Below are 23,554 nucleotides of genomic sequence, written 5' to 3' on the forward strand. Positions count from 1 at the left end.
TAAGCCGGGGCCAGTATTTTTCAGGCTGCGGACAATTACTGGCGCGAAAGCCAATTGTCGATTTCTTCTTCCGCGGCTTCCTTCTCCTTGCCGTAACGCTCCTGAAGAAGGCCGGCAAGGCGGTCGCGTTTACCCTCGATCTTCTGAAGGTCGGAGTCGGTGATGTCCCCCCACGCTTCCTTCACGCGACCCTTCATTTGCGTCCAGTTGCCTTCGATCTGATCCCAGTTCATGGGTGAACTCCTATACTGTGGTTGTGGAAGTGCCGAAGTTTCTTTTTAGCGAGGCGGGCCCGGACGGCGGGCGTAGCCGAAAACGAGACTCACCAGGAAAAGTACGAGGAAGATGACGAAGAGAATCTTCGCAACCCCGGCCGACGCTGCTGCGATACCGCCGAAGCCGAAGACGGCTGCGATGACCGCGATGACAAAGAAGACTGCTGCCCAATAAAGCATGATCCATTGTCCCTTTTATTGTTGGTAAGCCCTTACCGGGCTTCGTTGGCTTCGTCCTGAATGGCATCGCCGGTATTCTCGATGTCCTGGCCTGCGCCTGCCACCGTGTTGCATGCGGCAACGCCGATACCGATCAGGAAGAGGAGCGCGAGAGAAACATTTTTGCTCATGTCTTCGAACCTTGTTGGTTGCGCATGCGAAGCGCATGCCCACTGTTTGATGTCAATAGAACCGCTAGGAAGCAGGAAAGTTCCACAAAGTTCCCGGTCAGGTTCTAGTCCTCTCCGTGCGCGGATGGTTTTTCCTCGTCTCGGGAAAGGCCCGATTCGATGGGGCGGAGAACAACGAGAATGATCGTTGCGAGAACCAGGCCTATAAAGGCCACGGAATAGTTTTCCGTGCCGCATGCGACGCCTAGAGCGCCGGCAAGCCACATGCCTGCGCCGGTTGTCAGGCCTTTGACGCGGCCTCTTGCCTGGATGATGGCGCCGGCGGCCAGAAAGGCGACACCTGCCGTCACTGCTTCGATGATACGGATAGGATCTGCATTGCTTTCTGGATTTCTGGCGGCAAAGGTCTCATGGAGATCAAGCGTGAGGACGGTGAATATAGCTGCCGCCATGGCAGTCATCATATGTGTGCGAAGACCCGCCGGTCTGTCGCGGGCCTCCCGGTCGAGACCAATAACGCCACCCATAAGCGCGGCCGCGGCAAGACGCAACGCATAGTCGAACGCATTGCTGGAGGCGATGGCTTGCCAGATGTCCATCACAGGTTTGATTTAATCCCTGCATTCGCGTGTGGTTCTGGGTGGAGCGGCGCACATATCCTCGGCACCCGGGCGGCAAACAAATTCATGAAGAACGCAAACGGATGCCGGCTCTCGGCTACCTGATGCCAACCGGCCTGGAGCGGACAGCCTCGTCTCTTTCGCGGTGTGCAAGTGCGATCTGCAGCATCAGCCAGATGAATCCGCTCATCGCAAGTGCCGAGAAGAGCGACACGATTGCGAACGGTATGAACCAGCGCATCGTTTCAAAGGACTCCGTCAATGGTCTCGCAACGAGGATACTACCGATGAAGACAAGGCCGCCGACGACCCAGAAAGAGCGAAGACGTCGTTCCCATTTGTGCTGGGTCATCTCGGAGATAGCGCTCATCGTTTGAATTCCCATCGAATAACAGAAAGAGCAAGACTTATGGCGATAACGCCGTGTGCTCGATTCCGTTGCAGGGCCCGGGAAATTATTTGACGCCGACGGGCGGCTTTTTAATGTCGGACATTCTTCCAATGCCACGAAACGCTGGGAACGTCTGATGGAGCCAGACGTTCATTATCCGAGCAAACCAGACAGGCTTGAGGGCTTGAGGTTCTGCCCGCCGGGTTGGAAGGATCGCGCTGGCATGGAAGCCTTGCCGCGCCGGCGGCTCATATGCGGATGGCCACACCCTTACCTCTGCCGATCAGGTCCGCTGTAAGGCAAAGCCTTGTGGCCCAAGCATGGCGCTATCTGCCAATGGCAGAGGCGACACGAGATCCGCGCCCAGGGAAATCTCGCGCTTCCGCTCATTGCGCTGAGCCGACGCGGGCGGTGGTTACATAAATCGACCGAATTCTCCATGACTTGCCGGAGGGCGTCACGACAATTGGAAGCTGAGTTGAATGGAAGGCTGTTGAAAACCAGATTGGGCGCCGGAGGCAATACCCGGCGGCATTGGAGAAGAAAGCGGCGCGTTTGCATATCCGGTGACCTCACGAGCCCCCCACTCTGCACATAAGGTCCATCGGAAATGCAAAAAGCCAATCTTCTCGGCCGCCAACGCCGGTTGTCCTTTCCGGGGCCGGCGGAACAGTGAACCCCATGTAACGCGGGCCCCGGGGCTTTCCATTCATACTCTTCAGGAACGGCAAGCGAGTGAACGATGTCCCACGAGTCCTACTACGTACAGCCCGCATATCCTGCCCGTCAGGATGGAGCATCGTCGAATGCAGCAGGCCGCTCACGCTCCGTGGCTGAAATGCTGGAATCGGAGGAGTTCTGCAGAGGGCTTCTGGAAAACGCACGCTGGCCGGACGGGCCGGTTTGCATGCGATGCGGCGCGAAGGGCGCAGCGAGCCGCCTTACCACCCGGCCCGGTTTGTGGACATGCAAAGCATGCAGGAGCTGCCAGTACAGCGTTACCTCCGGTACACAGCTGCACCGGTCCCGGCTTCCGGTGTCGGCTTGGGTCAAGCTTTTCTATGCAACCCAGATTCGCAATCAAAACCTGACAGCGTCGCAGGTAAGCCGCCGTTTCAGTGTTGCCTATCTGACAGCGAAAAGCATGTTGCGCAGGATCGATGCCTTGAGGCGTGAAATGCCTGAGATGGCCGATCGGCTCGAGCAATCGTTGCGCGACCTTGCAGCGAGCAGCGTCCGCAGTTAGTCAAGGACTGCGGTACTTTCCCGAACTGCAGAAGTTTCAGAGGCTGCTGCTGCGTGCTGGTGGCGCTTCGGGAAGTATCGGATAGTTTCCGCTGTACTCCTTGAGCGGACGATATTCTTCCTCTACCTGAGCAGGCACGGATTCGCCTTCTTCCGCCCAGCCTGCCAGGCCGGCAGCCATATCGCGGACGCCCGTTGCGAACTGCACCAGAAGCTGCCGCCCGGATTGGCAGGCCAAAGGCTCCCGCTCACAAAAGCCCGTTGCATCGCGCGCCGTCCGCGACACCACAATCTGCGCATTGGTCAGGGCCGACAGGTCGCGCGAAACATCCCGCTCGGGAAGGGGCGCTCCTTCCGCATAGGTGGCTGGTATAAAGCGTGGCTCGACCTGACCCGGCTCCGCAGGTTCCGCGAGCTTCATTGCATGGCCTGCCAGAACCAGCACTACCAGTGATTTGACTGCAAACTTGATCATACCTGACCTCGCCAATAGAGGTTAGGCTAAACCTAGCAGTTTTCAACAGGTTAAGAGCGTCGAGCTTGGTGGATAAGAGTTTTACGGTTCAGGCTGCGTCGGCCTGTCCCAAAGCGGAACGCAGGAAATCGGTGATCTTGTCCAGTTGCACCGGCTTCTGGAAAACAGCAACCGCGCCGCAATCTGCGAGACTGGCGTAATGATACATTTCGCTCTCGGCGGTCATCAGCATTACAATAACCTTGTGATTGAGATTGCGGGCTGCTTCCGCTACGCGCACACCGTCCCAACCGGGCATGTTGACGTCGAGCATGAGTATGCGCGGCCGCTCGCTGGCGATGCGTTCGATTGCCTCATGACCGTCATTGGCCGTAATGACGTCGAGATCACTCGCCTGGAGAAACTCAGCCATCTCCTGAAGCTGAACGGGATCGTCATCGGCAACCAGGACGCAGGCACGCATCGAAAACTCCAAACCATGCGCGGGCCCCTTGCACCGCTTGTTGACGCTTATAAAAGCGCGTCGGGCTTAACCGCCGGTAAATCGAGCGTTTCGAAGCGGCTCGCCTTTTGTCGACTTTTGTGAGCTGCAGAGAGCCTCAATGCGCCGCGGTACGGCGCGAGAGAAGCTTGTCGAGGTCAGGCAGCCCAAAAGGTTTGGGTAGAGTTCCGAGGAGCTTTATCTCATGAGCTCCGCAAAGCGATGTGCCTGCATCGAGAAGGTTGTCACGTGCGCCGGACATCATGATGACTGAAATATCGGCTTTACGCGGGTTCTCTGCAAGCGCGAGCAGGGCTTCGAAGCCATTGAATTCCGGCATATGAACATCGAGCATAATGAGATCCGGCTCGAACTCGCCAACGAGCGCCGCGAAGTCTGTCCGGCCACTGCGCGTCTGCGTCTCGAAGCCCCGCGATTGCAAGGCATCGGCGCATTCAACCGCCAGATCGTCGTCATCGTCGTAGATCAATGCCCGCATGAGATGCCTGCTTTACCGGTGTCGCCGCTATGTTGTAGCCGCTTCGGCTGTAATTGTGTGAGTTGCTTTGAGGATTAGTGTCGCTGCGCACGGTTAACTGACGAGCGTTGGTGCCTGACATTTGGTGCCATGAACGATCATGTCCATTGCACCCAGCTTGATGCCAAGCGCTGCAAGCAAGGAGTCCACCACGGTATCGAGACCAGCGAGTGCGCCGATGATCGAGGAAAGCAACGAAGATGTAATTGTCCCGAGAGGAGTGAGGTTGAGAATTCCCAAAACTGACAGGTTTGTTATCTGTGTGGAGCCGCTCAGACCGGAAATCAAAGCCACGTCCGATGAAGTGGACTTCACTTCACTAAACTCATTCTCCTCAAAGCTCACATCTTTCGGTCCACCCGCCGCTATGGGTACTGAGCCGCTTAGTTGAAAACTGAGAAGCAGAGGGATGCTGATGGTCGCACCGCTAGTAGAGCTCGTACCATAACGAACGGTTCCTCCTGAAGTAGTTGCAGCCAAAATCACCTGCGTTCCATCCGGAACACAGGGGATGGATTTGACTTCAGCTGTGCCGTCTCCCGCATCTATGAAGATCGGGACTTGCAAAACTCTTCCTAGTAGCGGCACGCCGATGCTAGCGTTCATTTGCACAGCGACCTGCGACGTTCTTACGCTGTCGCCGACTTTACCGATTGCCATATGCGCCACTGGCGAGCCGACTGTAATCGTACCGGACACGGAAGCGAGAGAGCCGAGATTGACGTCCGTGTCGAAACCCACAGCTTGTCCCTCGCCGAGCGCCATGGCGGTGCCGGATAGGAGATTGAAGAGATTGAAAGGCACCCCTTCACTCAACGAAGAGCCGACGGAGCCAATTGTTCGCTGTGCTATCGGGGCCAGGTCGAGAACGTCACCGAGATCGACCGGCGTGCCGCCGACAGGTGAAAGCGCCGTTTGAAGAGCGAGTGTCGCGACCGATGGGTCGCCATCGAAGGTGTCGCCGGTCAGGACATCGACGGCGGCGTTGAGGATGTCGCCCACGCTCGCCCCCGCCTCCAGAAGATCGCCATAAGTGTCGGTGCCTGCTTCCAGCCCGATCTCTGTGGCAAGAGCGTCGAGAAATTCGAGGGCATCGATATTCGCATCGACGAGGGAGTTGTAGTCGATGAGCGAAAGATTGATTGTTGTACCCAGCAACCCGCCCAGCACCTGGTTCGCAATGCCGGCGTCGAGCGAAGCGAGACGTGTGCCAGCTGAAAAGGAAACATATTTTGTGTAGGCGGCAACCGCCTGCGTCTCGACTTGCATGCTGTTCCCGAAACCGAACAGCCGCGCAAAATAGGTTGGTGATTGTGCCTGTTTCGTGACGCGGACGGCATTGAAGCTTTCCTCATTGACAAGCGTACCGTCGCTTGCTGTCTCCCCCTCCGAAAAAAACCGGCCATTCGGCGCCAACGATGGATCTGCAACATAGTAGAGCGGTGTCGCCGTTATGTTTTCCGTTGAATATTCGTTCAGGTTGAAGATTGTTTCCGCGACACTCTGGGCTTCCCCGATCTGACGCACAGCGCCGAGGGCCGCCGCGTCCGTCGCCGACTGCTGATAGCGATAGGCCGAATACATAGCGCCGGTATCGATGACAATCATGGCGACGGCAAAAGCAAGCACAAGTGCACCGACGGCCATTACGGAAATGACGCCGTCTTCGTTGCGCATGTAGCGCCGCATAAATCCAATCGGCGAAAACCGCATGATCTCCTCCGCACCATCCGTCCGCCGCGATTGCACAAGACAAAGCGGCAAGTCCCGGAGGGCCTTCCAACCAGTCTATCTAACCCGCCTCGAAGTTAGCGAACAATTAAATGCAATAGGGTGTATGCGGACAAGAAATGGCAAGACTCAAGCAAGAGCACACAAATAGACACAACGCCACACCCTTTCATAAAGCCGCGTTCTAGAAAAAGAGCAGGGAAATGAAGCGGATCGGCTCCTGGCCGTCTCGCATTCGCGGAGGAAAAGCGGTGTCTGGAAAAACTCTTGTTGCTTCCCTCGTATGTATCGGGCTCGCAGGATGCGGGACCGACAAGATATCCCTGTCCTCCGAAGTCGGCGGCGGCAGCAGCAGTACGGTTCTCGCCCGGAGCTCGGGTTCAAGTTCGGGTTTCGGCGGAGAAGATGGCAGTGCCGGTCTCGGTGTGACCGGGGGCGGCGGCGTTCTGGACAATGTTGTCGGTATCGATCCCATAGGTGGTCTGCTCGATGGCGTAGGCGACGGCAATGCACTGAGCGATATTCTCGGTTCAGGATCGGATGGGCTCATACCTTCGGTCGCGGGCGCCCTCGCAGGGGACTCGGATGCGGAGATCGTGGGGCTGGGTCTCCTCGGTCAAGGCGGTCTTATTGCCGATCTCGCCGGCACCGATCTCCTGGGCGGCTCACTCGATACGGGCGGCGTCCTCACCGCAAGCATCGCTGGCGGTAACGATGGTCTTCTTGGCGCATTGTTGAATGACAAGGTGGCAAGCCCGCCGCTTGCGCCGGTTATGGAGCCGCTGGCGGCCGCAATTCCGACGGGCGTTCTGAATGAAGCGCTGGCACAAATTCCGGCCCTTGGTGTAACGGGTGGCGATGGCCTGCTTGCGGACCTCACGGGTACCGATGTCCTGGGGAATCTGGCTGGCGCGAATACCCCGCTTGGTGGTGGTAGTGAGGGCCAGCTTGGAAACGTAGTGCCTTCTGGCGAGCCGCCGCTCGGCTTCGTTGGCGACACCGTAAATGGACTGTTGAATGTCGTGGCTGGCAATGAGCCGTCCCCCGCGACGAGTGTGCTGGCTCCCGCCGTGCCCGTGATCGAGAACATTCTCGGTACCGGTGGCAGCGTTGTCGGGCAGGTCGCGGCGCCTGTGACCGGCGCATTGGGCGGTGTTCCGGTTGTCGGCGATCTGGCGGGCGGACAACCCTCCACGGCACAGCAGCAACAGACGGTTCCCTCAACAGCAACACAGAACCCTGTGTCAGGTGTACTTGCGCCGGTCACGGGCCTCGTAGGCGGACTGCTCGGCGGTCGCTGATATTCGCGAACCCCCCGGGGGCTCAGTATTTATGTAGCCCTCAAACGGAAAGGCCCGGCAGGAAGCCGGGCCTTTCTTGTTGTGTTCGTTCGGGAGAAGTCCGTCAGAACCGGACCTCGAAGGAAACGAAGAGCCTTGGATCCTTGTTGTCCTGGGAACTCGGCGTCCGGTTGATCGGCTTGTCCAGCTCCAGACCTACCGAAAGCCAGCGGCGGTTCGAGAAAGTCACGCCAATGCCGGTGGAGAGGAGACGGTGATTGCCTTGTCCGTCCACATCGGTATTCCAGACTTTCGAATGGTCCAGGAAGGTGTAGGGCGTCACGGCCCACCCGCCCAGAGTTTCCACGTCGAAACGGTAGCTTGCTTGAACCGAGGCGCCGAGGCCGCTATCTCCGCTAATCTCGGAGTTGTTGTAGCCGCGGGCAAAGCGCGCGCCGCCAAAACTGATCTCTTCCGAGCTGTAGAGCGAGTCGGGGCTGTACTGCCCATCCGTTCGAAAGCTGAGAAGGAGCCGGTCTGTCGCCGCATAGTTTACCGAGAAGCCGGTTTGCACTTTCGTGAAGTTCGGTGTTGCGCCCAGCCGCGAATGCAGCGTGTTGTCCGGGCCGGCCCCACCGATGGACAAGCCTTGCGTCAGGCGAAAATTGCCGCCAAGAGAAACATCTTCGCTTATTTGCGAAGCATAGGTTCCGCCGACGTGAACGGCGCGAATGGCATCTTCGCTGAACTTGAACCCATTGAGCTCGTTGCTGGCGTTGGTCATATAGGCGCCAAAAAAACTCGTCAGGGTCTCCTTGGTCGCCCGGATGATCGGATAACTCAGCAGAAAATCGACCTGGGTACTTGTGCTCACGAGTTCAAAACCGGGCGGAAGGTCCGGCGTTTCGGACTTTGCATAAGCCGCGCCAAGCGTTGCGCGTAGTCCATCCGCCCCGATAAAGGTGGAGAAAGTGCCGCGAAAATATTGCTGCGTGTCCATCTCCGGGCTCGCGAGGGCGGTAACGGAGACCTGGTCCCCCATTCCGAAAATATTGTTTAGCGACCCCGTGAGATAGGCGGCGAAGGGCGAGTTTTCGAGATTCGCGCGGTTATCGACTGCCGTCGAAACCGATACCTTTTCACTGTCTGTCGTAAGGGCGAGCGTCGCGGCGCCGGTGTAAACATTCATGCCGGTCAATTTGCCGCCCAGCGTTACGCCGGGAATATCGTTGATGAGCAGGAGATAGCGCTCGAGCGTTGCACTGCGAAGAGGCTTCTCCGATACGATCTGCTTGCTGAATTCCTCAACCATATGGCGAACGGCGGGGTCTTCCGCGGTAATATTTATTTCACCTACGAAACCTTCGACTACCCGCACAATCAGTGTACCCCTCTGTATCACCTGCACGGGAATGTAGGCACGGCCCAGTGCGTAGCCGGCATCCGTGTAGAGCTGATTGGCCTGGTCAAGGGAAGCGCGTAGTTCCGCCGCAGTAATTGCCCGATCGAGAAGTCCTGCGAACTGCGCTGCGATCTTGTCTTCTTCTATGACTGTCGCCCCGACGATCCGGACCTGTGAAATACGGAAGTTCAGAACTTTCTGGGAGCCGTCAGGAAGCCCGAGTTCTTCGCGCAGTTCGGGCACCTCGCGTTTTCTCAGATCGGGGGCAGGGGGCGGCGGCGTTAGTACCGTTCCTGGCGACGGGGCGTTGAGCGGTGTTGTGCTCTGGGCAAAAGCGGGATTGCACATAAGCGCCAAACCCGAAACGGCCACCAGAAGTTTTCCTGTATTTCGCATCATGTTTCCTCCGCCGCGATACGTGCTTCCCTCGTTGCAATGGTACTGAGCGGCCGGAGACAATAAAGAAGAGTACTGTCTTTAATTTGAGTAACACGGAACCGTCCGTGCACGGCTTGTCGGTATTTGTCGTTCTCCTTCGACTTCTGTGTTGCGTTTGTCCTACCAAATCCCGCGATATATCGCGTCACACATGGCCTGTTTCAGTAAAATACCGCACATCGGACGGAACCAATGCGCGTGTGAGTGTGTTTGAATTTTCAAAGGGCCGTTTTATTGCGGTGAACGGAATAGCGGTGAAACACCCGTCGGCCTTATATCCATATCTCGTGTGCGGTTATCTGGTTTCGCTATGTCTGCAGCAATGAAACGCGAACATGGGATTGAAATGTATGTTTAGAGTTAGGACTCTATTGACGGGTTTGATTCGTACAATGCGTAACGTTGATATGTGATTTTTATTCCATAAGACGCGTGGCCGTTGGGGAGCGGTTGCAAGAGGAGGGACGACAGCATGAATCTCGCTCAGCGGATTCAGGGAAACCCGATACTGCTTCTCGGTTTGGGAGTGGCTTTGATTTTGGCCGCCCTGGCTCTCATCTGGCTCAATCTTTCATCGCGGACGGCCACAACGACGAAACCTGCCACTCAGCAGGAAGCCGAGGGCCTGGCTGCGGAAGGTGCTGTCAGCGTGATCGTTGCTGCCCGCAATGTCGTGCGCGGCGAAGCGTTGAGCACTGAGGATCTTACGCGCCGGAAAATGGAAGGTCCGGCGCCCGAAGGGAGTTTCGGTGACCCCGCGTCCATTGTCGGCCGTGTCGCCACAGCGGATATTCGTGTCTCCCAGATCGTCTTTGGCAGCAGTCTCAGCACGGACCCTGCGGCTGCCGGGCTTGCTGCCCTGGTTCCAGAAGGACAGCGCGCGTTCGCAGTACGGGTCGCAGAGGAGGATATTGTCGGCGGATTTCTTCAGGCGGGCGACAGGGTCGACGTATTCGCAACCTTTCCTGGCGCGGTCTATGGCCAGCAGTCCGGCATTGGACAGGCGAAGGAGGATCAGAGCAAAAGCACGCTTCTTCTGCAGGACATGCAGGTTCTTGCCGTCGGTGCGGTTCTTTCAGGTGATAATCGGGACGTGAACGCCGGGGCGCGCACGGTAACCGTCGCTGCGCCGCCCGAAGCGCTTGCAAAGCTTGCGCTCGCCGGACGGCTCGGTCACATCACATTGGCGATAAGGAACCCGGGTGATCGCGAAATCGCACCGGCAGAACTCGTTGCGCTTGAGGATTTGAGGCCGGGATCTTCTTCTGTCGACCCCGCGCGGGAGGTGGACGCCGCAGGGGCGGCGGGTCATCGCATTACGATCTATTCGGGTGCGAACCAGACGACGGTTACAGCACCGAGATAACGAAAGGCGTCGGTGGGGATGATGCACATGAAAGAGGGAGGGGCGGCGTTGTCGGGAAGGCAGAGCGCAGTATCGATAGCGTGTGGAATTGTCGTTTTCCTGGCGCTTCTCCTTGCACCGGATCAATCGTTTGCGGCAACGCGCTCGCTTGATATCGCCGTTGGCGGGCAACGGGTGCTGAAGCTTGATCGGACTATCGATCGCATCGCCATCGCTGACCCGGGGACGGTCGACGTGAAAGTCGTCTCGTCGCGCGAGCTGCGCGTTCTTGGGCAAAAGGAGGGGACGACGGACCTGACCATCTGGTTTGCCGGTTCCGAAACCTCCCTTTCCTATCATATCGTCGTCGGTGCCGATCTGAAGGGCCTGCAGTCCGAGTTCAGCCGGGATTCCGCGCTCTCCGGCGTCAAGGCGGTCGGTACGGGCCGCGGCGTTATTCTCAAGGGGCAGGTCTACAGTCTTGAGGACCAGCAAAGGGCAAGGTCGCTTGCGCGTTCCTATCTCGGCGAAGACGTAAGGGATATGACCACCGTAGCCGACCGCCGTATGGTAGCGGTTGAGGTTCGGTTTGCCGCCGTTTCGACGAGTACGCTCAAGGCACTTGGGCTCAATTTCCAGAGTCTCGACAATAATCTGCAGATCGCGGCACTGGGACCGAGCTCGAACACGGGTTTCGGATACACGCCAGGCGTCGGCCTCGCACCGAATGAAGATCTGCCCATTGGCCAAGCGTTCAATCTTCTGATGGCGTGGCCGGGATCCAATATCCTTGGTGTCATAAGCGCATTGAGCAACGCCAATCTTGCCCAGCTTCTGGCTGAGCCCACGCTTCTGGTGCGCAGCGGTGAGGATGCCGAGTTCCTCGCGGGAGGCGAGGTGCCGGTTCCTGTGCCACAAGGCGGGTCGAGCAATACGATCACGATCGAATACAAAAAGTTCGGTGTACAACTCGATGTGGCGGCTACCGTTCTCGAAAACAACCGTATCGTCCTCAAGGTAAGGCCGGAAGTAAGTGAACTCGACTATGCGAACGCAGTGGTCGTTGAGGGCTTCCGCGTTCCCGCTCTGCGTACACGTTCGACGCGCACCACTATCGAACTTGGAGATGGTCAGAGTTTTGTGCTTGCCGGGTTGATGTATTCCTCTTCGGGCAACGTCGAGGACCGGGTGCCAGGCATCGGAGAGCTGCCGATTATTGGCAGTTTTTTCAAGCGCACGCAGAATTCCCGCGAGCGCCAGGAATTGATCATCGTGGCGACGCCTCGCCTCGTTTCCCCAATGGAAGCGGGAGAGGTGCCACTGTTGCCCGGCGAGGGCCAGCTCTACGACCCGGGCCTGGGCGACATTCTGTTGAATGTTGATACCCTGGGCGATCATGTCGTCAAGCACGGCCTTATGAGGTAACGCGGCATGCATCGTTTTCTTCTGGTTTCCGGTGACAAGGAACTTGCGGCTCGGATCAAGCTGGCACTGGAATCTGTTGCCACGATTTTGTCCGCCGATCCGGCCGTCGACAGTGTTGAGGAAGTAGCCGCGCAGTTTCGTCCCGAAGGTGTGTTGGTCGACAGCGATATACGGCTTGGCGCTCGAACCGCTTTTGAACGTCTGGCGACTGTAAGGGACTGGTTCCCGGGCCTGCCGATGATTGTCATCGGCAATGAATCGGGTGCCCAGCTTATTTTGACCGCCATGCGCGCGGGGGCGCAGGATTTCATCGATCGCGACGCTGCCGAGGATGATATTCGTGACGTCGTTGCGCGCCATGCGCTGACCGAAAGGCCGCGCAGCACAGCGGCCTCCCGTATCGTTACGGTGCTCACGGGCTATTCGTGTGAGGAGGATAGCGACCTTGCCGTGAACCTCGGTGCGGCCGTCGCGTCGGCGCGTCCCGACGATGGCGTTCTTCTCGTCGATCTCGCGCTGCCGGCGAGCAACGCAGCGATTTCTCTCGGTGTTGAACTTTCTTTCCGTGTGAAGGAGGCTGTGAAGGAAATGTCCCGGCTGGATCGCGCACTGCTTGATTCCGCCCTCGCCCGCTGCCCGCGTTCGGGTCTCTACGTCATGCCTTTGGCCATTCATGGCGATGCAGAGTGGGCAGTCAACGTGCATGACCTCCGTGCGCTGCTCGAAATCTGCCAAGCGCTCTATGACGTGGTGATCGTCTCCTGCGGACCTTTCTCTCGCCAGGAAGAACTTTTGAGCTTGCCGGAAGAAGGCGCGCTGTTTCTTCTGCCTTGCAATCAGCGCTTCACCTCGATCAAGGGCGCCGCGGAACTCTTGCGCATGATGCGCCAGTTCCGTCCCCAGGGTGAGGAGCCGGTGCTTGTCGTCCATGAATTTGCCTCCGGCATGGCACCTGACACAGCCGGGATTGGCAACGCGGTCGGTGCCGCGCGGACAATCGAACTTCCTGTGCGCTGGCAGGAACTGGCCGAAAGCGTGAACCGGGGTGAACCGCTCTCCCTTGACCCCTCGACCTCCTACGCTCAATGCCTCACTCGGCATTTGCGGACGCTCAACCTCATTCCCGACCGTGGCGTTGAACAGGACCGGATGCAGCCTTTGAAAAGCTGGGCACGCAAGTTTGGGGTGTTCTCATGAAAACAATGCAGCCCTATCTGCTCGGCGAAGGCGATGCGCCAAGCGAAATCGGCATTTCCGACCGTTATCAGGAAATCAAGTTTCGCGTGTTCGATCTGACACTCGAATATCTGGATCAGCAGGGACTCGAGGGCGATAGCATTCCGGCGGCGGCGCTTCAGGATGAGATTGCGCGCGCAATTGCTGTCGTCCTGATGTCGCGTGGCATCGCACTCAACATGCGCGAACGAGCGCAGCTTATCGAGGATGTACAAAACGAGATTGTCGGCTTCGGCCCTCTGGAGCCGCTTCTTCGCGACCCGGGGGTCGACGACATTATCGTCAACGGGCCGGGAAACATATTCGTTGAGCGTCACGGGGAGCTTGAGCCGGTACAGACGCGCTTCCGCGATACGACTCATTTGATGAATGTCATTCAGCGAATTGTGAGTCCGATAGGCAGGCGTGTCGATGAAGGAACGCCATATGTCGACGGACGCCTTCCGGACGGTTCGCGTGTCAACGTCATCATTCCGCCCGTCGCGCTCGACGGCCCCATCCTTTCCATCCGCAAGTTCAAACACATTCCACTGACCGGCGAAGATCTTGTCCGAAACGGCAGCATGACGCCCGATATGCTCACCTATCTTTCAAGCGCGGTCCGCGACAAGGAGAACATCCTGATCTGTGGGGGGACGGGATCGGGAAAGACGACGCTGCTCAACGTGTTGAGCTCCTATATCGGTGCGAAGGAGCGCCTGGTGACAATCGAGGACGCAGCGGAATTGCAGCTGCAGCAGTCCCACGTCGTTCGCCTGGAAACACGACCCTCTTCGCCAGACGGCGCGACGGAAGTCACGGCGCGCGATCTCTTGCGTAACGTCCTGCGCATGCGCCCTGACCGGATCATTCTCGGTGAAGTTCGTTCCAGTGAGGCAATAGAAATGCTTCAGGCCATGGGAACGGGACATGACGGATCGATGGCGACACTTCACGCGAATGCCCCGCGCGATGCGTTGGAGCGTCTCGAAATGCTCATCGGTCTGCACGGCTTTTCAACAGACCTTCAGGCTGTTCGGCGGTTCATTTCGGGTGCCGTTCATACCGTTGTGCATACGGCGCGGCGTGCCGATGGGAAGCGCAAGGTGGTTTCGATCTGCAGGATAGTGGGCATGGAAGGGCCGACCTACTCACTGAGAGAAATATTCTCCGACGAGGAGACGGAGAAGAGACGGGTCGTATAGGGGCACAAGGGCGAGTATGACCGAATTTTCGACCGCAATTGTAGCATTGCTCTGCCTCGGCCTGGGGGCCTGCGCCCTGTTCCTGCTGTGGCGAAACCGGCGTGACAGCGAAGTGAGGGAACGCCTCGACAGGCTTGTCGAGCGTTCATCCTCCACGTCTCGCGTTAGTTCGTCTTTCGTCGCCTGGCCGGACTCGACCTTCTACCTTCCCGAGTTCGCGCGAGCACGTCTGTATCAGGCAGGCATCGAACTGACCGCCGATCGTTTGACGGCTCTTTGCTTCTTCACCCTTTGTACCTGGATCACCGGGATATTGATCCTCGGATTCTTTGTTTCGACACTGGTCGTGCTGAGTGCAATTCTTGTTGTCGTCGCGATTGTCGATTACCGCGCAAGACAGAGGATGAACGCCCTTTCGGACGCAATGCTCGGCTATTTCGATCGCGTAAGGCAGTTGCTGGTAGTCGGCAACAGCCTCTCCGTCGCACTCTCCCGCGCGACACAATCTTCGCCGCCTGTTGTTGTGGAGTTCTTTTCTCCGACGATGCGGCGCATCGCGAATGGCGCCGGAGTGACGGATAGCGTGAACCAGCTGGCCGACGAACTCGATCTCTATGAACTCCGCCTCTTCGGGGCAGCTGTCGAAACGAATTTGCGATTTGGCGGCTCTTTGACAGCGATCCTCGCCAACTTGATCGAAAACATTCGCCGCCGGGCGTCGGTGATGCGCGAAGTACGGGTAAGCACATCACAAATTCGCGCGAGCGCATGGGTGCTGGGTCTGTTGCCAATGCTCGTCGCTTCGGTGGTCTTTTTGCAAAGTCCGGATTACGTCCGCTGGTTTATCGAAAATCCCTCCGGGCCGACATTGTTGATTTATTGCGCGGTATCGCAAGTGCTCGGCGCATTTGTAATGCGAGCGGTCATCAAGACAACGTCATACTGAAGAAAGGCGCGATGCGGGTGCTGGAAACTCTGACATGGATGGTGGCAATGCTCGCTGCGACGGCGGGAGCTTTTGTCATTGTCACTTTTGGTCCAGTCCTTCTTCGCCGGCATGAAGCAGCGACGCGCCTCTCCGGGCTTTTTGCGCTGGACCGCTCCCACGGCACTCTTGTCGAAATCGTTCTACAGGGACTTGAAAAGGCGGGCCGCAGCATCGAAGGCGCGAAGGTGAACCAAGAGCTGAAATCGCTCGTGTTACGCGCAGGGTTTTTTCAGCCCTCCGCCTTCTACATTTTTGCGGCCCTGAGATATGTTGCGGGTTTCACTGTCGGGTTTCTGGTCATCGTGGCGCGCATCGGTCCGCAGGGTCTGCATCTGATCGACATCATCCTCGGATTGTTCTTCGGCTATTTGTTCTATCGCTATGTGCTGATTGCGCTGAAGCTTTACGCGGATCGCCGCGCGAATGTCATTCGCCGGGAGTTGCCCCCCGTACTCGACATCATGCTGATGGCGCTCGATGCCGGGGTGAGTATCGACCAGTGCATGCGTTATGTCGCAAGTGTCGCCGGACGCACGGCGCCCGTGACCAGTGAGGTACTTCGTCGACACGTAGCCGATATTGACGGCGGCATGCCCTATGATGCGGCACTCGACAGGCTCGGACAACGTCTCGGTCTTGATGAAGGGCAGGACTTGGCGTCGACGATCAAGCAGGCCCTCTTTCAGGGAGGCGAACTCGGCACTACACTTCGGCGTTTCTCCGCCGATATGTCCGAAAAAAGAATGGCGACGGCACGCGAACAAGTGGGCCGGAAAGCACCGCATCTTACGCTTGTAATGATCCTCTTTTTTATGCCGGTCCTGCTCGTGGTTCTGGCCGGCCCCGCCGTGGTGGAACTGAAAGGGGCGCTGCAGAACGCAGGCGAGCAAATGACGAAGACGAGGTCCTCGAAATGAAGCCGGGCAATAAAAAGTTGATGCTCTTTGCGACATTTCTTTCCCTTGCGGGGTGTGCTGATTATGGCTTCGACCCGGTGGCCACGATTTCTGCCGCGCCGAACACAGTCAAGCCGCTCGATGACGCTTCGACCTCACGGCTCTATCTGAGCGTCGTCAACGGGCTGATCGAACAGGGGCGATACCGGGCAGCGCTCGCCTATCTCGATCAATATGCGGTACAGGAGCGCAAGACACCTTATTTCCAGCAACTGCATGGGGAAGCCTTGCTGGGCACGGAGCAATATGAAAAGGCGACGTCGGCATTTTCCGATCTGGAGAGAACGGATCTGGAACCGGACGGTTTTAATGGTGTTGGACGTGTAAAGGCGGCCCAGGGTGATTGGGCGGCGGCAGTTGACTATTTTCAGCGGGCGGTGAATGTGCGCCCGTCGAGCGCCGAATTTCTCAACAACCTGGGTTACGCGCAGCTCTGTGTCGGCGGAGAGGCCGTGCCTGCTGCGGAGTTCAACTTGCGCCAGGCGCAGGAACTCGATCCCGGCTCGACATCAATCCGTAACAATCTCGTCATCGCGCTCATGATGGTCGGCAAGGACGATCAGGCCCGGCGCCTTCTCTCTGGAATTACGTCCAGTCGCGAGAGGGAAGAGGTTCAGGCATTCGCCGCCACATGGCTGAAGCAACGTATGCATGCCGGTGATACGGCGAAGGAGGAGATGTAATGAAGCGGCTCTCTCGCAAGGCCTTGGTGAGTATTTTAGCGGTTCTTTCGCTCGCCGCTTGCACCAGTCAGAACAATGCATCAATCGAGCCTCCTGGCTCGCGCGCAGAGGCGGTTCTCGACGCACAATATGCTGCCGAAGGCCGTCAACCGCCAATGCAGTCGGCCGAAGCGGATAGGATATACGATGCCTATCTCGAGGGTATTGGCAAGAAATCAAAAGAGAAGGCGTCAGATCCCGGAAAATCAAGATGATGAGATCTTGTGTGCGCTAAAGTGAAAGCGTTGTTTTGTTATGCGGGGTAAGGTCAAGACCATAATCGGATCGTGGTTTTAGTCATAATTAGCAATTGCTGATGCAAACTTGCCTGAAATCGATGCTCTAAATCTGCTAGAATATTATGGATATGCGGCAGTAAAGAGTGGAGGAGCCAGGCTTGGGGGGCCTGGTGAAGTGGGTGCCGGAAACGGCCGTTATTAATGTTGGAGGGTTCAATGTCTGAGAACACCAGGGCGTTTATGCGCCGATTCATGAAGGACGAAAGTGGAATTTCCGCCGTGGAGTATGGATTGCTCGCGGCTGGTATTGCTGTTGGTCTCTGGGCGATCGTCGGTGGCGACACGGGTATCGGCACCAGCTTGCAGGCCGTCCTTGGTGATGTGCAGACCGATCTCGCGACGGCTGCGGAGTAAACGAACAGCCATGCGTCGATGTGCTGGTTCGCAAGGAAAGTGTGAAGGTCTGGGCACCGCCCTTCCGCAAGGGGGGGCGGTTGCTCCATCGCATTTTCTCGGCGACAAGCGAGGTTCTGTCGCCATCGAGTTCGCTTTCGTTGCCGCAGTCTTTCTGACGATCCTGTTCGCCATCATGTCCTATGGTTTCCAGTTCGCAACCCGCATCGCCCTTTCCTATGCGGTAACGGAAGGCGGGCGCGCAGCGGTGGCAGGCCTTGATGCAAACCAGCGCGAGCTTTACGCAACGAATGCCATCAACAATGCACTGAATGCCTATGCGCCCGTCGTAGATCCGGCTTCGGCGACACTCGACTTCGAGGAAACGGCAGACGCGGGTGGCAACCGCCTTTCTATCGGCATCGACTATACGGATTCCCGTTTCTCCTTCTTGCCGTTCATTCCTACTCCCGAAGAGACGATCCGGGTGGAGACGACCTTCGTCGTCACCGATCCGTCGGCATAGCTCGCTATGTCTGTCGGCGATCGCCGCGCCAGCGGAGACGGGGGTCCAGACCCGGCAGAGCTTCTTTCATCATTCGCGGAAATCTCGCTCCTCTTCGCATGTGCGCAGACGGAAGCGGAGCTGCGTGTTGCCTTGGAGAAAACGGCAGCATTTCTGTCCGAGCATGCCCCAGGCCCCGTTGCGGCGGGTGAGCTTGGTCTTTCTGCATCCGGTGAGCCTCGCCTTCTCTGGCAGTCCCGGAACGGAGGTCTTGTTGTGGATGCAGGAGAGCTCCTTGTTGACTGGTACACGCTTGCAAGTCGTCGCAGCGGGGAACTGAGCGGCTCTTCACACGCATCCTGGCAAGGGCTTCTTTCCGAAGGCCGGCTTTCAGGTGATACGGGGCTTCGCATCGCAGTTTTCTTTCCCAAGGGCAGCCTCGCGATGGAAGCCGTGGCGGCAGGCTACGGCCTGGCGGATGCGGCATCTGCGGCTTCCATTCGCATTCGCGGCGCGATGGCATCGACGTTGGAACGCCGCCGACTGGATAGTCTCTTGGAAGAAACGCAATCCTGGCTCGGGCTGGAAGCAGATCTTCTTTGGGAGGCAGGCGAAGATGGCATCATCAAGGTCCGACGGGTCATGAACGGACGGAGGGACCTTGGGTCTCTCGTCGATGGTCGGCAGCTTGCCTCCCTGAAAACGAGTGACGATCAAACCTTTCTCGACATTCTCCGGGAACGGGGAGGTGTTCGACATCTGGAAGTCGAAATCGACGACCGATCCTCCGGCCACAAGCTTCTCTTTGCCGCGGCGCGTATGAGCGAAGGGAAGAGCTGTATGGGAGCTTTTGTCTCGGTCGACGAGGGGAACGCACAACGCTATACGCGCGAAGCGGCCGCAATGATGGTGCAAATGCGTGGCGCGCGCATTCGTGAAGAGCAGCAGCGGCGCGAAGCAGAAGCAATGTTGCAGGGACTGCGCTTGCTGCTTGCCCAGGATTCAACTCGTGAAAAACTGGGCCAACTCGTTTCGCTTGTCTGCGAGTGTATCGGCGCGGAATCGGCTTGCGTGGTGCAGCGTGGCCTCGACGGCAATGTCCGGTTTCTTCTGCCCCGTGATGGGAAGACAGGCCGGAGCGTCGATCTCGCCCTTGATATGGTGGCGGCAAAAAGCGACAGCGGGTCTGCGCCGGTCTTTGATGCTGAGACGAACGATGGCCGCTTGCTCGCGAATGCTTTTGGTCTGGAGGGCCGAAATTTTGCGGTGCTGCCCTTGCCGCTGCGAGGTGATGCTGCATTCCTGATCTGCACGGCACGCGGTGCCCATGGTTTTGCTTCGGCGGACCTCGCCTTTGCCGACAGGCTGACGCTCCTCTTGCGGCAAGCCCTTCTCCTTCGCGAGGAGCAGACGCAACTTGCGCAAACGGCGAAGATGGCCGCGCTGGGACAAATGTCGGCGAGCATAGCGCACGAGTTACGCCAGCCGCTCAATACCATCTCGCTTGCGGTGCAGAACCTGGAAATTCTTCTTGAGGCACCTGAAGTGAATAGCGTGGCGGTCGCTGCCAAAACGAAACGGGTTCTCGCCCAGGTTGAGCGTGCAAGCGAGGTGATAGACAGGATGCGCCGTTTCGGCCGCAAAAGCACGGGCGAGCAGTCAAAAGTCCTTCTTCACGAGCTCATCGAGAATGTTGAGACCATCATGCACCATGTCTTCTTGCGGGCGGGCGTTCGCCTTGAGGTCGATGTGCCCGAAGATCTCGCGGTCGTCGGCGATCAGCTGCAACTCGAACAGGTCCTCGGAAACCTCATGCAGAATGCTGTCGATGCGATCTCCGGCATTGGTGCGAAGCATGAACGCGAAGAAGGGTTGATCTGCCTTCGTGCCACTGTGTCCCCGGATGAAAAGGGAATGGCGATCGTCCGGGTGGAGGACAACGGACCGGGCTTCCGTCAGGAAATCCTTGATCGTGTAATGGAGCCCTTCTTTACAACGAAATCCGCTGAGCACGGGACGGGGCTGGGACTCGCCATTTGCGATACAATCATTCGCGAAGGCGGCGGGCGTATCGAACCGGGCAATCACGAAGATGGTGGATATGTAGCGCTGATCCTGCCGCGCGACATTGCTTGACCCGCTACTCCGTACCCAGCCAATTACTCGGTACTCGGAAAGCCTGTGAACAGGTATCCTTTGCCGCGGATTGTCTTGATGACCATCGGATGATCGGGATTCGGTTCGAGTTTGCGGCGAAGCTTCACGACGATGCTGTCGAGGCTACGGTCATAAGGTTGCCACTGCCGGTTGAAGACACGACGGCAAAGTTCTTCACGCGTTTGGGGGTTACCCTCATGTGCGACGAGCTCGATCAGCAGGTCGCATTCAGCCGTGGTGAGAGGGACGAGCGAACCGTCCGGTGTTGAGAGCCGGCGGCGATGCGGGTCGAATTTCCAGCGTGCACCAACATCCTCCAGTTCGGCGGAGGTGGCTGCGTTCTTGCGCACATTCGAGCCGCCCGAACTTCCGCTACGGCGGAGAAGTGCGCGAATGCGCGCCAGCAACTCGCGTAGATTGACGGGCTTCACAACATAATCGTCGGCGCCAAGCTCCAAGCCTACGACTTTGTCGGTAGCCTCACCTTGCCCCGTGACCATGATGCAGGGTGTCGTATGGGTTTGGCGAATTTCGCGAAGGATGTCGAAGCCGTTGTCGGAACCGAGAAGAAGATCAAGGACGATGAGATCGAACTGGTTCTCACTGAAAGCCTTGAGCGCTGACTTGGCATCGGACGCTTCCGTCACGATCATGCCATTTGCGCTTAGATAAGACTTCATTTCCTCTCTGATGTCGGGATCGTCATCGACAAGCAGAAGCGACGCCGCATGCGCGCCGGCCGCGTGTGCCACCCCGTCCTGTTCTGCTGTCACTGTCATCGTTTTCCCTCCCACCGGACTTAACAACAACTCGGCCAATCGTGAATTCAAACACCCTCACACTCAATTCACGGCCTCGGTAAGTTTAGCTCTTTGTGGTTTAAGAATCCTATACCAAATTCGACAGAAGCAGCTTTCCTTCTAGACTTTCCGAGCCCGTCTTTTCTTCTTAAATTCACGCACACAGAACACATGATTTCTTCGAAGTGCGTATCCGCGCTCCCATTTCAGAACAGAGGACGGGAGGAGCGGCGTCCCCCCGCTCGCATTCACCAATCCGTACAGTTTTCTACACCTTGCAGCCTGTTTTTCCCGGCAAGGTCGAGCATGTAATGCAGACCACGGCTGCGGCTGAGTGGCGTCACACTTGAGGATCAGGCCATGAATTATGAATGCGACATCATGGACACCAGCCAGAACCCCATCGACGATCGCACGACGGACCTTGCCGGCGCCGTTGAAAGCCTGAGCGACGATGAGCTCCGGGATCTACTGGTTGCGCTGCTTTCCGAATGGCGCAAACGTTGCGATGTCAATGAAGGTTTCCACAACTAGATTGCGCGCCGACGATCCGTCGCGCGATCACTGGGCCTTCTGCTTCTGGCATGAATAGCCCCAGGTGAGGCTCGTCGCCAGATCAAGGCTGGCCGGGAGGTCGCGAATCTGCGGGCGCTGCTCCAGAAGAGCAAGGAACAGCTGGCGGACCTGCTCGGCGCTGACACCCGTCGCGGGCAGGCAGAACGTCGCTTCGTTCATCGAGGGTCGAGCGATCGCGTAATGCGCAAGAAATCCCTGGATATAGGCACCGCAAATCGCCAGGCGCTGGCGTTCTTCGCCAGTAAGCGACTGGGCGTCCACAGGATTGCCGCAAACGGCGGCGAGGTCGGCGCCGGTTTGCAGTGAGTAGGTTCCAGCTGCTCTTGCCGGGTTTATGCCGACGAAAGCCGTCGCGAGAACTCCAGCCAAAGCGAAATGCCGCAGGAATTGTCTCATGCTGTTTCTCCCTTTGTTTGCACCGGGCGCAGGTCGCGTCCCGCAAGATCTTCGGGAGAAAGTTAGCAAGCTGAGTCAAACAACTTGATCTAGTGTTGTCGTGTTTTGTCGATGACTGTACGCGCTCGATCGTTTCTCCTGGCTAGGCGCCGATTTCCCGCGGAGAAACACTCGCTTCGAGTGGAACATTCGGTCTGAGGACGATGCGGGCTTGCGGCATCACCTTGTCTGCATTGAGGATTTTGATCCGGGCACGCTGTACATATGTGCCGAGGATAAGCACAGCCTCCATGATAGCGAAGCTCATGCCGATACAGATGCGCGGGCCTCCACCGAAGGGCATGTATATATGCCGGGGTCGTTCCGCTGCCTCCTCCCCGATAAAACGCATTGGGTCGAACCGCTCGGGCTCCCGCCAGAACCGTTTGTGACGATGCAATACCCAGGGGGAAATGAGCACGGTATCGCCCTTGGGGATTGTAAGGCCCGGGGCCACCTCCACGGTTTTGGCTGCACGCCGCAGTAGGTTGGCCACCACCGGGTAGAGCCGCAGCGTCTCGTCGATGACGGCGCGCGTGAGCGGAAGTGAAGACACATCTTCGGCCGTGAGCGGCCGGCCGTTCGTCACGTCGTGAACTTCTTCATGGAGCCGGTCCTGCCATTCGGGATGCAACGTCAACAGATACCACGCCCAGGAAAGTGTCGTAGCTGTTGTCTCGTGGCCCGCGAGCAGAAAGGTCGAGACCTCATCCCGTACCTGTTCGAGGCTCATCTCATGACCGTCCTCATTCCGCGAGGCAGTCATCAGACGGTGCATGAGAGTGGTTTCGCCGCCCTCCTTCTTGGCTTCCTCGATGATGCCGCGGGCAAACAGATCGAGCTTCCTGCGTCCTGGCTGGACAATCGACTCGATGAATTTGTTGCGCAGGCCGGCCGGGAGATAGGCAGAGGCGAGAAACATCGCCGGAAACTTGTCCAGAATGCCGGTCACCGTATGGGAGATGTCGTCAATGCTGTCGTCAAGGTCGGCGCTCAGAATTGCTTCGCCGATGATCTCCAGCGTCAGCTTCGTCATCTCCTGGTCGATCCGGTAGGTGCTCTGCTGTTCGAGCATACGCGCAACCGATCGTTCTGCTGCGCGCACGAAGAGAGGCGCAAAATCGCGCACACTCGAATGTTGGAAGATAGGGGCGGCAAGCTTCCGGTTGCGCCGCCACGCATTTCCTTCTGCCGTCAGCAATCCCTTACCGAGAAGAGGCTTCAGGATCGCTAGCTGATTTTCCTCTTTGGGAAAGTTTTCTGCATCCGTCACAAGAATGCATTTGAGCGCTTCCGGGTCGTTCACGAGAAGGCCCCGGCCGCTTCGCGAAATGCCGACGCGAAATTCGCAACGTCGAACTTCGTAC

The 23,554-nt window shown here is 57.9% G+C and carries 26 protein-coding genes; 13 read left to right on the forward strand and 13 right to left on the reverse strand.

Annotated features, from left to right (window positions below):
- Positions 1-35 precede the first annotated feature (35 nt).
- From ABJO61_RS13035 to ABJO61_RS13075, 9 genes are all read right to left on the reverse strand, one after another.
- Entirely contained in the window at positions 36-233 is a 198-nt protein-coding gene (locus tag ABJO61_RS13035; protein WP_348328819.1) for a CsbD family protein, read from the reverse strand.
- A gap of 45 nt (positions 234-278) precedes the next feature.
- A complete protein-coding gene (locus ABJO61_RS13040; protein WP_348328816.1) occupies positions 279-455 on the reverse strand; it encodes a DUF1328 domain-containing protein in 177 nt (58 codons plus the stop codon).
- 32 nt (positions 456-487) lie between these two features.
- Positions 488-625, reverse strand: coding sequence for an entericidin A/B family lipoprotein (locus ABJO61_RS13045; RefSeq protein WP_348328813.1), 138 nt, complete (start codon positions 623-625; stop codon positions 488-490).
- 104 nt (positions 626-729) lie between these two features.
- Complete coding sequence (locus ABJO61_RS13050) at positions 730-1,224, reverse strand: MgtC/SapB family protein (protein WP_348328810.1); 495 nt, start codon at positions 1,222-1,224, stop codon at positions 730-732.
- 118 nt (positions 1,225-1,342) lie between these two features.
- Complete coding sequence (locus tag ABJO61_RS13055) at positions 1,343-1,615, reverse strand: hypothetical protein (RefSeq protein ID WP_348328807.1); 273 nt, start codon at positions 1,613-1,615, stop codon at positions 1,343-1,345.
- A 1,303-nt stretch (positions 1,616-2,918) separates the two neighbouring features.
- A complete protein-coding gene (locus ABJO61_RS13060; RefSeq protein WP_348328804.1) occupies positions 2,919-3,356 on the reverse strand; it encodes a hypothetical protein in 438 nt (145 codons plus the stop codon).
- Positions 3,357-3,444: 88 nt separating this feature from the next.
- A complete protein-coding gene (locus tag ABJO61_RS13065) occupies positions 3,445-3,819 on the reverse strand; it encodes a response regulator (RefSeq protein WP_348328801.1) in 375 nt (124 codons plus the stop codon).
- Positions 3,820-3,955: 136 nt separating this feature from the next.
- On the reverse strand, positions 3,956-4,336 hold the full coding sequence (locus ABJO61_RS13070; protein ID WP_348328798.1) for a response regulator: 381 nt from the start codon (positions 4,334-4,336) through the stop codon (positions 3,956-3,958).
- A 93-nt stretch (positions 4,337-4,429) separates the two neighbouring features.
- Positions 4,430-6,088: a TadG family pilus assembly protein gene (locus ABJO61_RS13075; RefSeq protein WP_348328795.1), complete on the reverse strand. Its 1,659-nt coding sequence runs from the start codon at positions 6,086-6,088 to the stop codon at positions 4,430-4,432.
- A gap of 269 nt (positions 6,089-6,357) precedes the next feature.
- Between ABJO61_RS13075 and ABJO61_RS13080 the strand changes: the two genes are divergently transcribed.
- A complete protein-coding gene (locus tag ABJO61_RS13080; RefSeq protein WP_348328792.1) occupies positions 6,358-7,407 on the forward strand; it encodes a hypothetical protein in 1,050 nt (349 codons plus the stop codon).
- Between the two features lie 103 nt (positions 7,408-7,510).
- Here the strand turns inward: ABJO61_RS13080 and ABJO61_RS13085 are convergent, their stop codons facing one another.
- Positions 7,511-9,187 (reverse strand): ShlB/FhaC/HecB family hemolysin secretion/activation protein, encoded by a 1,677-nt coding sequence (locus ABJO61_RS13085; protein ID WP_348328789.1) that lies wholly within the window; start codon positions 9,185-9,187, stop codon positions 7,511-7,513.
- Positions 9,188-9,698: 511 nt separating this feature from the next.
- On the opposite strand from ABJO61_RS13085, the gene cpaB reads away from it, so the two are divergent.
- The 11 genes from cpaB (at position 9,699) to ABJO61_RS13140 (ending at position 20,355) form a co-directional block, all read left to right on the forward strand.
- Positions 9,699-10,592: a Flp pilus assembly protein CpaB gene (gene cpaB / locus ABJO61_RS13090; RefSeq protein ID WP_348328786.1), complete on the forward strand. Its 894-nt coding sequence runs from the start codon at positions 9,699-9,701 to the stop codon at positions 10,590-10,592.
- Between the two features lie 21 nt (positions 10,593-10,613).
- Positions 10,614-11,996: a type II and III secretion system protein family protein gene (locus tag ABJO61_RS13095; protein ID WP_348348369.1), complete on the forward strand. Its 1,383-nt coding sequence runs from the start codon at positions 10,614-10,616 to the stop codon at positions 11,994-11,996.
- A gap of 6 nt (positions 11,997-12,002) precedes the next feature.
- On the forward strand, positions 12,003-13,193 hold the full coding sequence (locus ABJO61_RS13100; protein ID WP_348328780.1) for a hypothetical protein: 1,191 nt from the start codon (positions 12,003-12,005) through the stop codon (positions 13,191-13,193).
- On the forward strand, positions 13,190-14,416 hold the full coding sequence (locus ABJO61_RS13105; protein ID WP_348328777.1) for a CpaF family protein: 1,227 nt from the start codon (positions 13,190-13,192) through the stop codon (positions 14,414-14,416). Before ABJO61_RS13100 ends, ABJO61_RS13105 begins: the two co-directional genes overlap by 4 nt.
- Before the next feature lie 16 nt (positions 14,417-14,432).
- A complete protein-coding gene (locus ABJO61_RS13110; RefSeq protein WP_348328774.1) occupies positions 14,433-15,362 on the forward strand; it encodes a type II secretion system F family protein in 930 nt (309 codons plus the stop codon).
- An 11-nt stretch (positions 15,363-15,373) separates the two neighbouring features.
- Positions 15,374-16,321 (forward strand): type II secretion system F family protein, encoded by a 948-nt coding sequence (locus tag ABJO61_RS13115; protein ID WP_348328772.1) that lies wholly within the window; start codon positions 15,374-15,376, stop codon positions 16,319-16,321.
- The gene (locus tag ABJO61_RS13120; protein ID WP_348328770.1) at positions 16,318-17,043 is read left to right on the forward strand and encodes a tetratricopeptide repeat protein; all 726 of its coding nucleotides are present in this window, start codon (positions 16,318-16,320) and stop codon (positions 17,041-17,043) included. Before ABJO61_RS13115 ends, ABJO61_RS13120 begins: the two co-directional genes overlap by 4 nt.
- The gene (locus ABJO61_RS13125; protein WP_348328768.1) at positions 17,043-17,297 is read left to right on the forward strand and encodes a hypothetical protein; all 255 of its coding nucleotides are present in this window, start codon (positions 17,043-17,045) and stop codon (positions 17,295-17,297) included. Before ABJO61_RS13120 ends, ABJO61_RS13125 begins: the two co-directional genes overlap by 1 nt.
- Before the next feature lie 276 nt (positions 17,298-17,573).
- Positions 17,574-17,735: a Flp family type IVb pilin gene (locus tag ABJO61_RS13130; protein WP_348328765.1), complete on the forward strand. Its 162-nt coding sequence runs from the start codon at positions 17,574-17,576 to the stop codon at positions 17,733-17,735.
- A 10-nt stretch (positions 17,736-17,745) separates the two neighbouring features.
- On the forward strand, positions 17,746-18,240 hold the full coding sequence (locus tag ABJO61_RS13135) for a TadE/TadG family type IV pilus assembly protein (RefSeq protein ID WP_348328762.1): 495 nt from the start codon (positions 17,746-17,748) through the stop codon (positions 18,238-18,240).
- Between the two features lie 6 nt (positions 18,241-18,246).
- Positions 18,247-20,355, forward strand: coding sequence for an ATP-binding protein (locus ABJO61_RS13140; protein ID WP_348328759.1), 2,109 nt, complete (start codon positions 18,247-18,249; stop codon positions 20,353-20,355).
- A gap of 23 nt (positions 20,356-20,378) precedes the next feature.
- Here the strand turns inward: ABJO61_RS13140 and ABJO61_RS13145 are convergent, their stop codons facing one another.
- Entirely contained in the window at positions 20,379-21,155 is a 777-nt protein-coding gene (locus ABJO61_RS13145) for a response regulator transcription factor (RefSeq protein ID WP_348328756.1), read from the reverse strand.
- Positions 21,156-21,536: 381 nt separating this feature from the next.
- On the opposite strand from ABJO61_RS13145, the gene ABJO61_RS13150 reads away from it, so the two are divergent.
- A complete protein-coding gene (locus ABJO61_RS13150) occupies positions 21,537-21,710 on the forward strand; it encodes a hypothetical protein (RefSeq protein WP_348328753.1) in 174 nt (57 codons plus the stop codon).
- Between the two features lie 27 nt (positions 21,711-21,737).
- Here ABJO61_RS13150 and ABJO61_RS13155 read toward each other — a convergent pair whose 3' ends face one another.
- Together ABJO61_RS13155 and ABJO61_RS13160 are read right to left on the reverse strand one after the other, a co-directional pair.
- Positions 21,738-22,148: a Rap1a/Tai family immunity protein gene (locus tag ABJO61_RS13155; protein WP_348328750.1), complete on the reverse strand. Its 411-nt coding sequence runs from the start codon at positions 22,146-22,148 to the stop codon at positions 21,738-21,740.
- 142 nt (positions 22,149-22,290) lie between these two features.
- Positions 22,291-23,493, reverse strand: coding sequence for a cytochrome P450 (locus tag ABJO61_RS13160; RefSeq protein ID WP_348348370.1), 1,203 nt, complete (start codon positions 23,491-23,493; stop codon positions 22,291-22,293).
- Between the last annotated feature and the right edge of the window lie 61 nt (positions 23,494-23,554).

The sequence above is a fragment of the Parvibaculum sp. genome, from assembly GCF_039973015.1.
Classification (GTDB): Bacteria; Pseudomonadota; Alphaproteobacteria; order Parvibaculales; family Parvibaculaceae; genus Parvibaculum.

Bases quoted from the DNA above. Each gene is read 5' to 3' on its own strand.
- ABJO61_RS13115 (WP_348328772.1), top strand. From the start codon at position 15,374: ATGCGGGTGCTGGAAACTCTGACATGGATGGTGGCAATGCTCGCTGCG.
- ABJO61_RS13060 (WP_348328804.1), bottom strand. From the start codon at position 3,356: ATGATCAAGTTTGCAGTCAAATCACTGGTAGTGCTGGTTCTGGCAGGC.
- ABJO61_RS13085 (WP_348328789.1), bottom strand. From the start codon at position 9,187: ATGATGCGAAATACAGGAAAACTTCTGGTGGCCGTTTCGGGTTTGGCG.
- ABJO61_RS13050 (WP_348328810.1), bottom strand. From the start codon at position 1,224: ATGGACATCTGGCAAGCCATCGCCTCCAGCAATGCGTTCGACTATGCG.
- ABJO61_RS13045 (WP_348328813.1), bottom strand. From the start codon at position 625: ATGAGCAAAAATGTTTCTCTCGCGCTCCTCTTCCTGATCGGTATCGGC.
- ABJO61_RS13125 (WP_348328768.1), top strand. From the start codon at position 17,043: ATGAAGCGGCTCTCTCGCAAGGCCTTGGTGAGTATTTTAGCGGTTCTT.
- ABJO61_RS13135 (WP_348328762.1), top strand. From the start codon at position 17,746: ATGCGTCGATGTGCTGGTTCGCAAGGAAAGTGTGAAGGTCTGGGCACC.
- ABJO61_RS13100 (WP_348328780.1), top strand. From the start codon at position 12,003: ATGCATCGTTTTCTTCTGGTTTCCGGTGACAAGGAACTTGCGGCTCGG.
- ABJO61_RS13065 (WP_348328801.1), bottom strand. From the start codon at position 3,819: ATGCGTGCCTGCGTCCTGGTTGCCGATGACGATCCCGTTCAGCTTCAG.
- ABJO61_RS13075 (WP_348328795.1), bottom strand. From the start codon at position 6,088: ATGCGGTTTTCGCCGATTGGATTTATGCGGCGCTACATGCGCAACGAA.
- ABJO61_RS13095 (WP_348348369.1), top strand. From the start codon at position 10,614: ATGCACATGAAAGAGGGAGGGGCGGCGTTGTCGGGAAGGCAGAGCGCA.
- ABJO61_RS13105 (WP_348328777.1), top strand. From the start codon at position 13,190: ATGAAAACAATGCAGCCCTATCTGCTCGGCGAAGGCGATGCGCCAAGC.
- ABJO61_RS13140 (WP_348328759.1), top strand. From the start codon at position 18,247: ATGTCTGTCGGCGATCGCCGCGCCAGCGGAGACGGGGGTCCAGACCCG.
- ABJO61_RS13120 (WP_348328770.1), top strand. From the start codon at position 16,318: ATGAAGCCGGGCAATAAAAAGTTGATGCTCTTTGCGACATTTCTTTCC.
- ABJO61_RS13035 (WP_348328819.1), bottom strand. From the start codon at position 233: ATGAACTGGGATCAGATCGAAGGCAACTGGACGCAAATGAAGGGTCGC.
- ABJO61_RS13130 (WP_348328765.1), top strand. From the start codon at position 17,574: ATGAAGGACGAAAGTGGAATTTCCGCCGTGGAGTATGGATTGCTCGCG.
- ABJO61_RS13055 (WP_348328807.1), bottom strand. From the start codon at position 1,615: ATGAGCGCTATCTCCGAGATGACCCAGCACAAATGGGAACGACGTCTT.
- ABJO61_RS13145 (WP_348328756.1), bottom strand. From the start codon at position 21,155: ATGACAGTGACAGCAGAACAGGACGGGGTGGCACACGCGGCCGGCGCG.
- ABJO61_RS13070 (WP_348328798.1), bottom strand. From the start codon at position 4,336: ATGCGGGCATTGATCTACGACGATGACGACGATCTGGCGGTTGAATGC.
- ABJO61_RS13155 (WP_348328750.1), bottom strand. From the start codon at position 22,148: ATGAGACAATTCCTGCGGCATTTCGCTTTGGCTGGAGTTCTCGCGACG.
- cpaB (WP_348328786.1), top strand. From the start codon at position 9,699: ATGAATCTCGCTCAGCGGATTCAGGGAAACCCGATACTGCTTCTCGGT.
- ABJO61_RS13040 (WP_348328816.1), bottom strand. From the start codon at position 455: ATGCTTTATTGGGCAGCAGTCTTCTTTGTCATCGCGGTCATCGCAGCC.
- ABJO61_RS13150 (WP_348328753.1), top strand. From the start codon at position 21,537: ATGAATTATGAATGCGACATCATGGACACCAGCCAGAACCCCATCGAC.
- ABJO61_RS13110 (WP_348328774.1), top strand. From the start codon at position 14,433: ATGACCGAATTTTCGACCGCAATTGTAGCATTGCTCTGCCTCGGCCTG.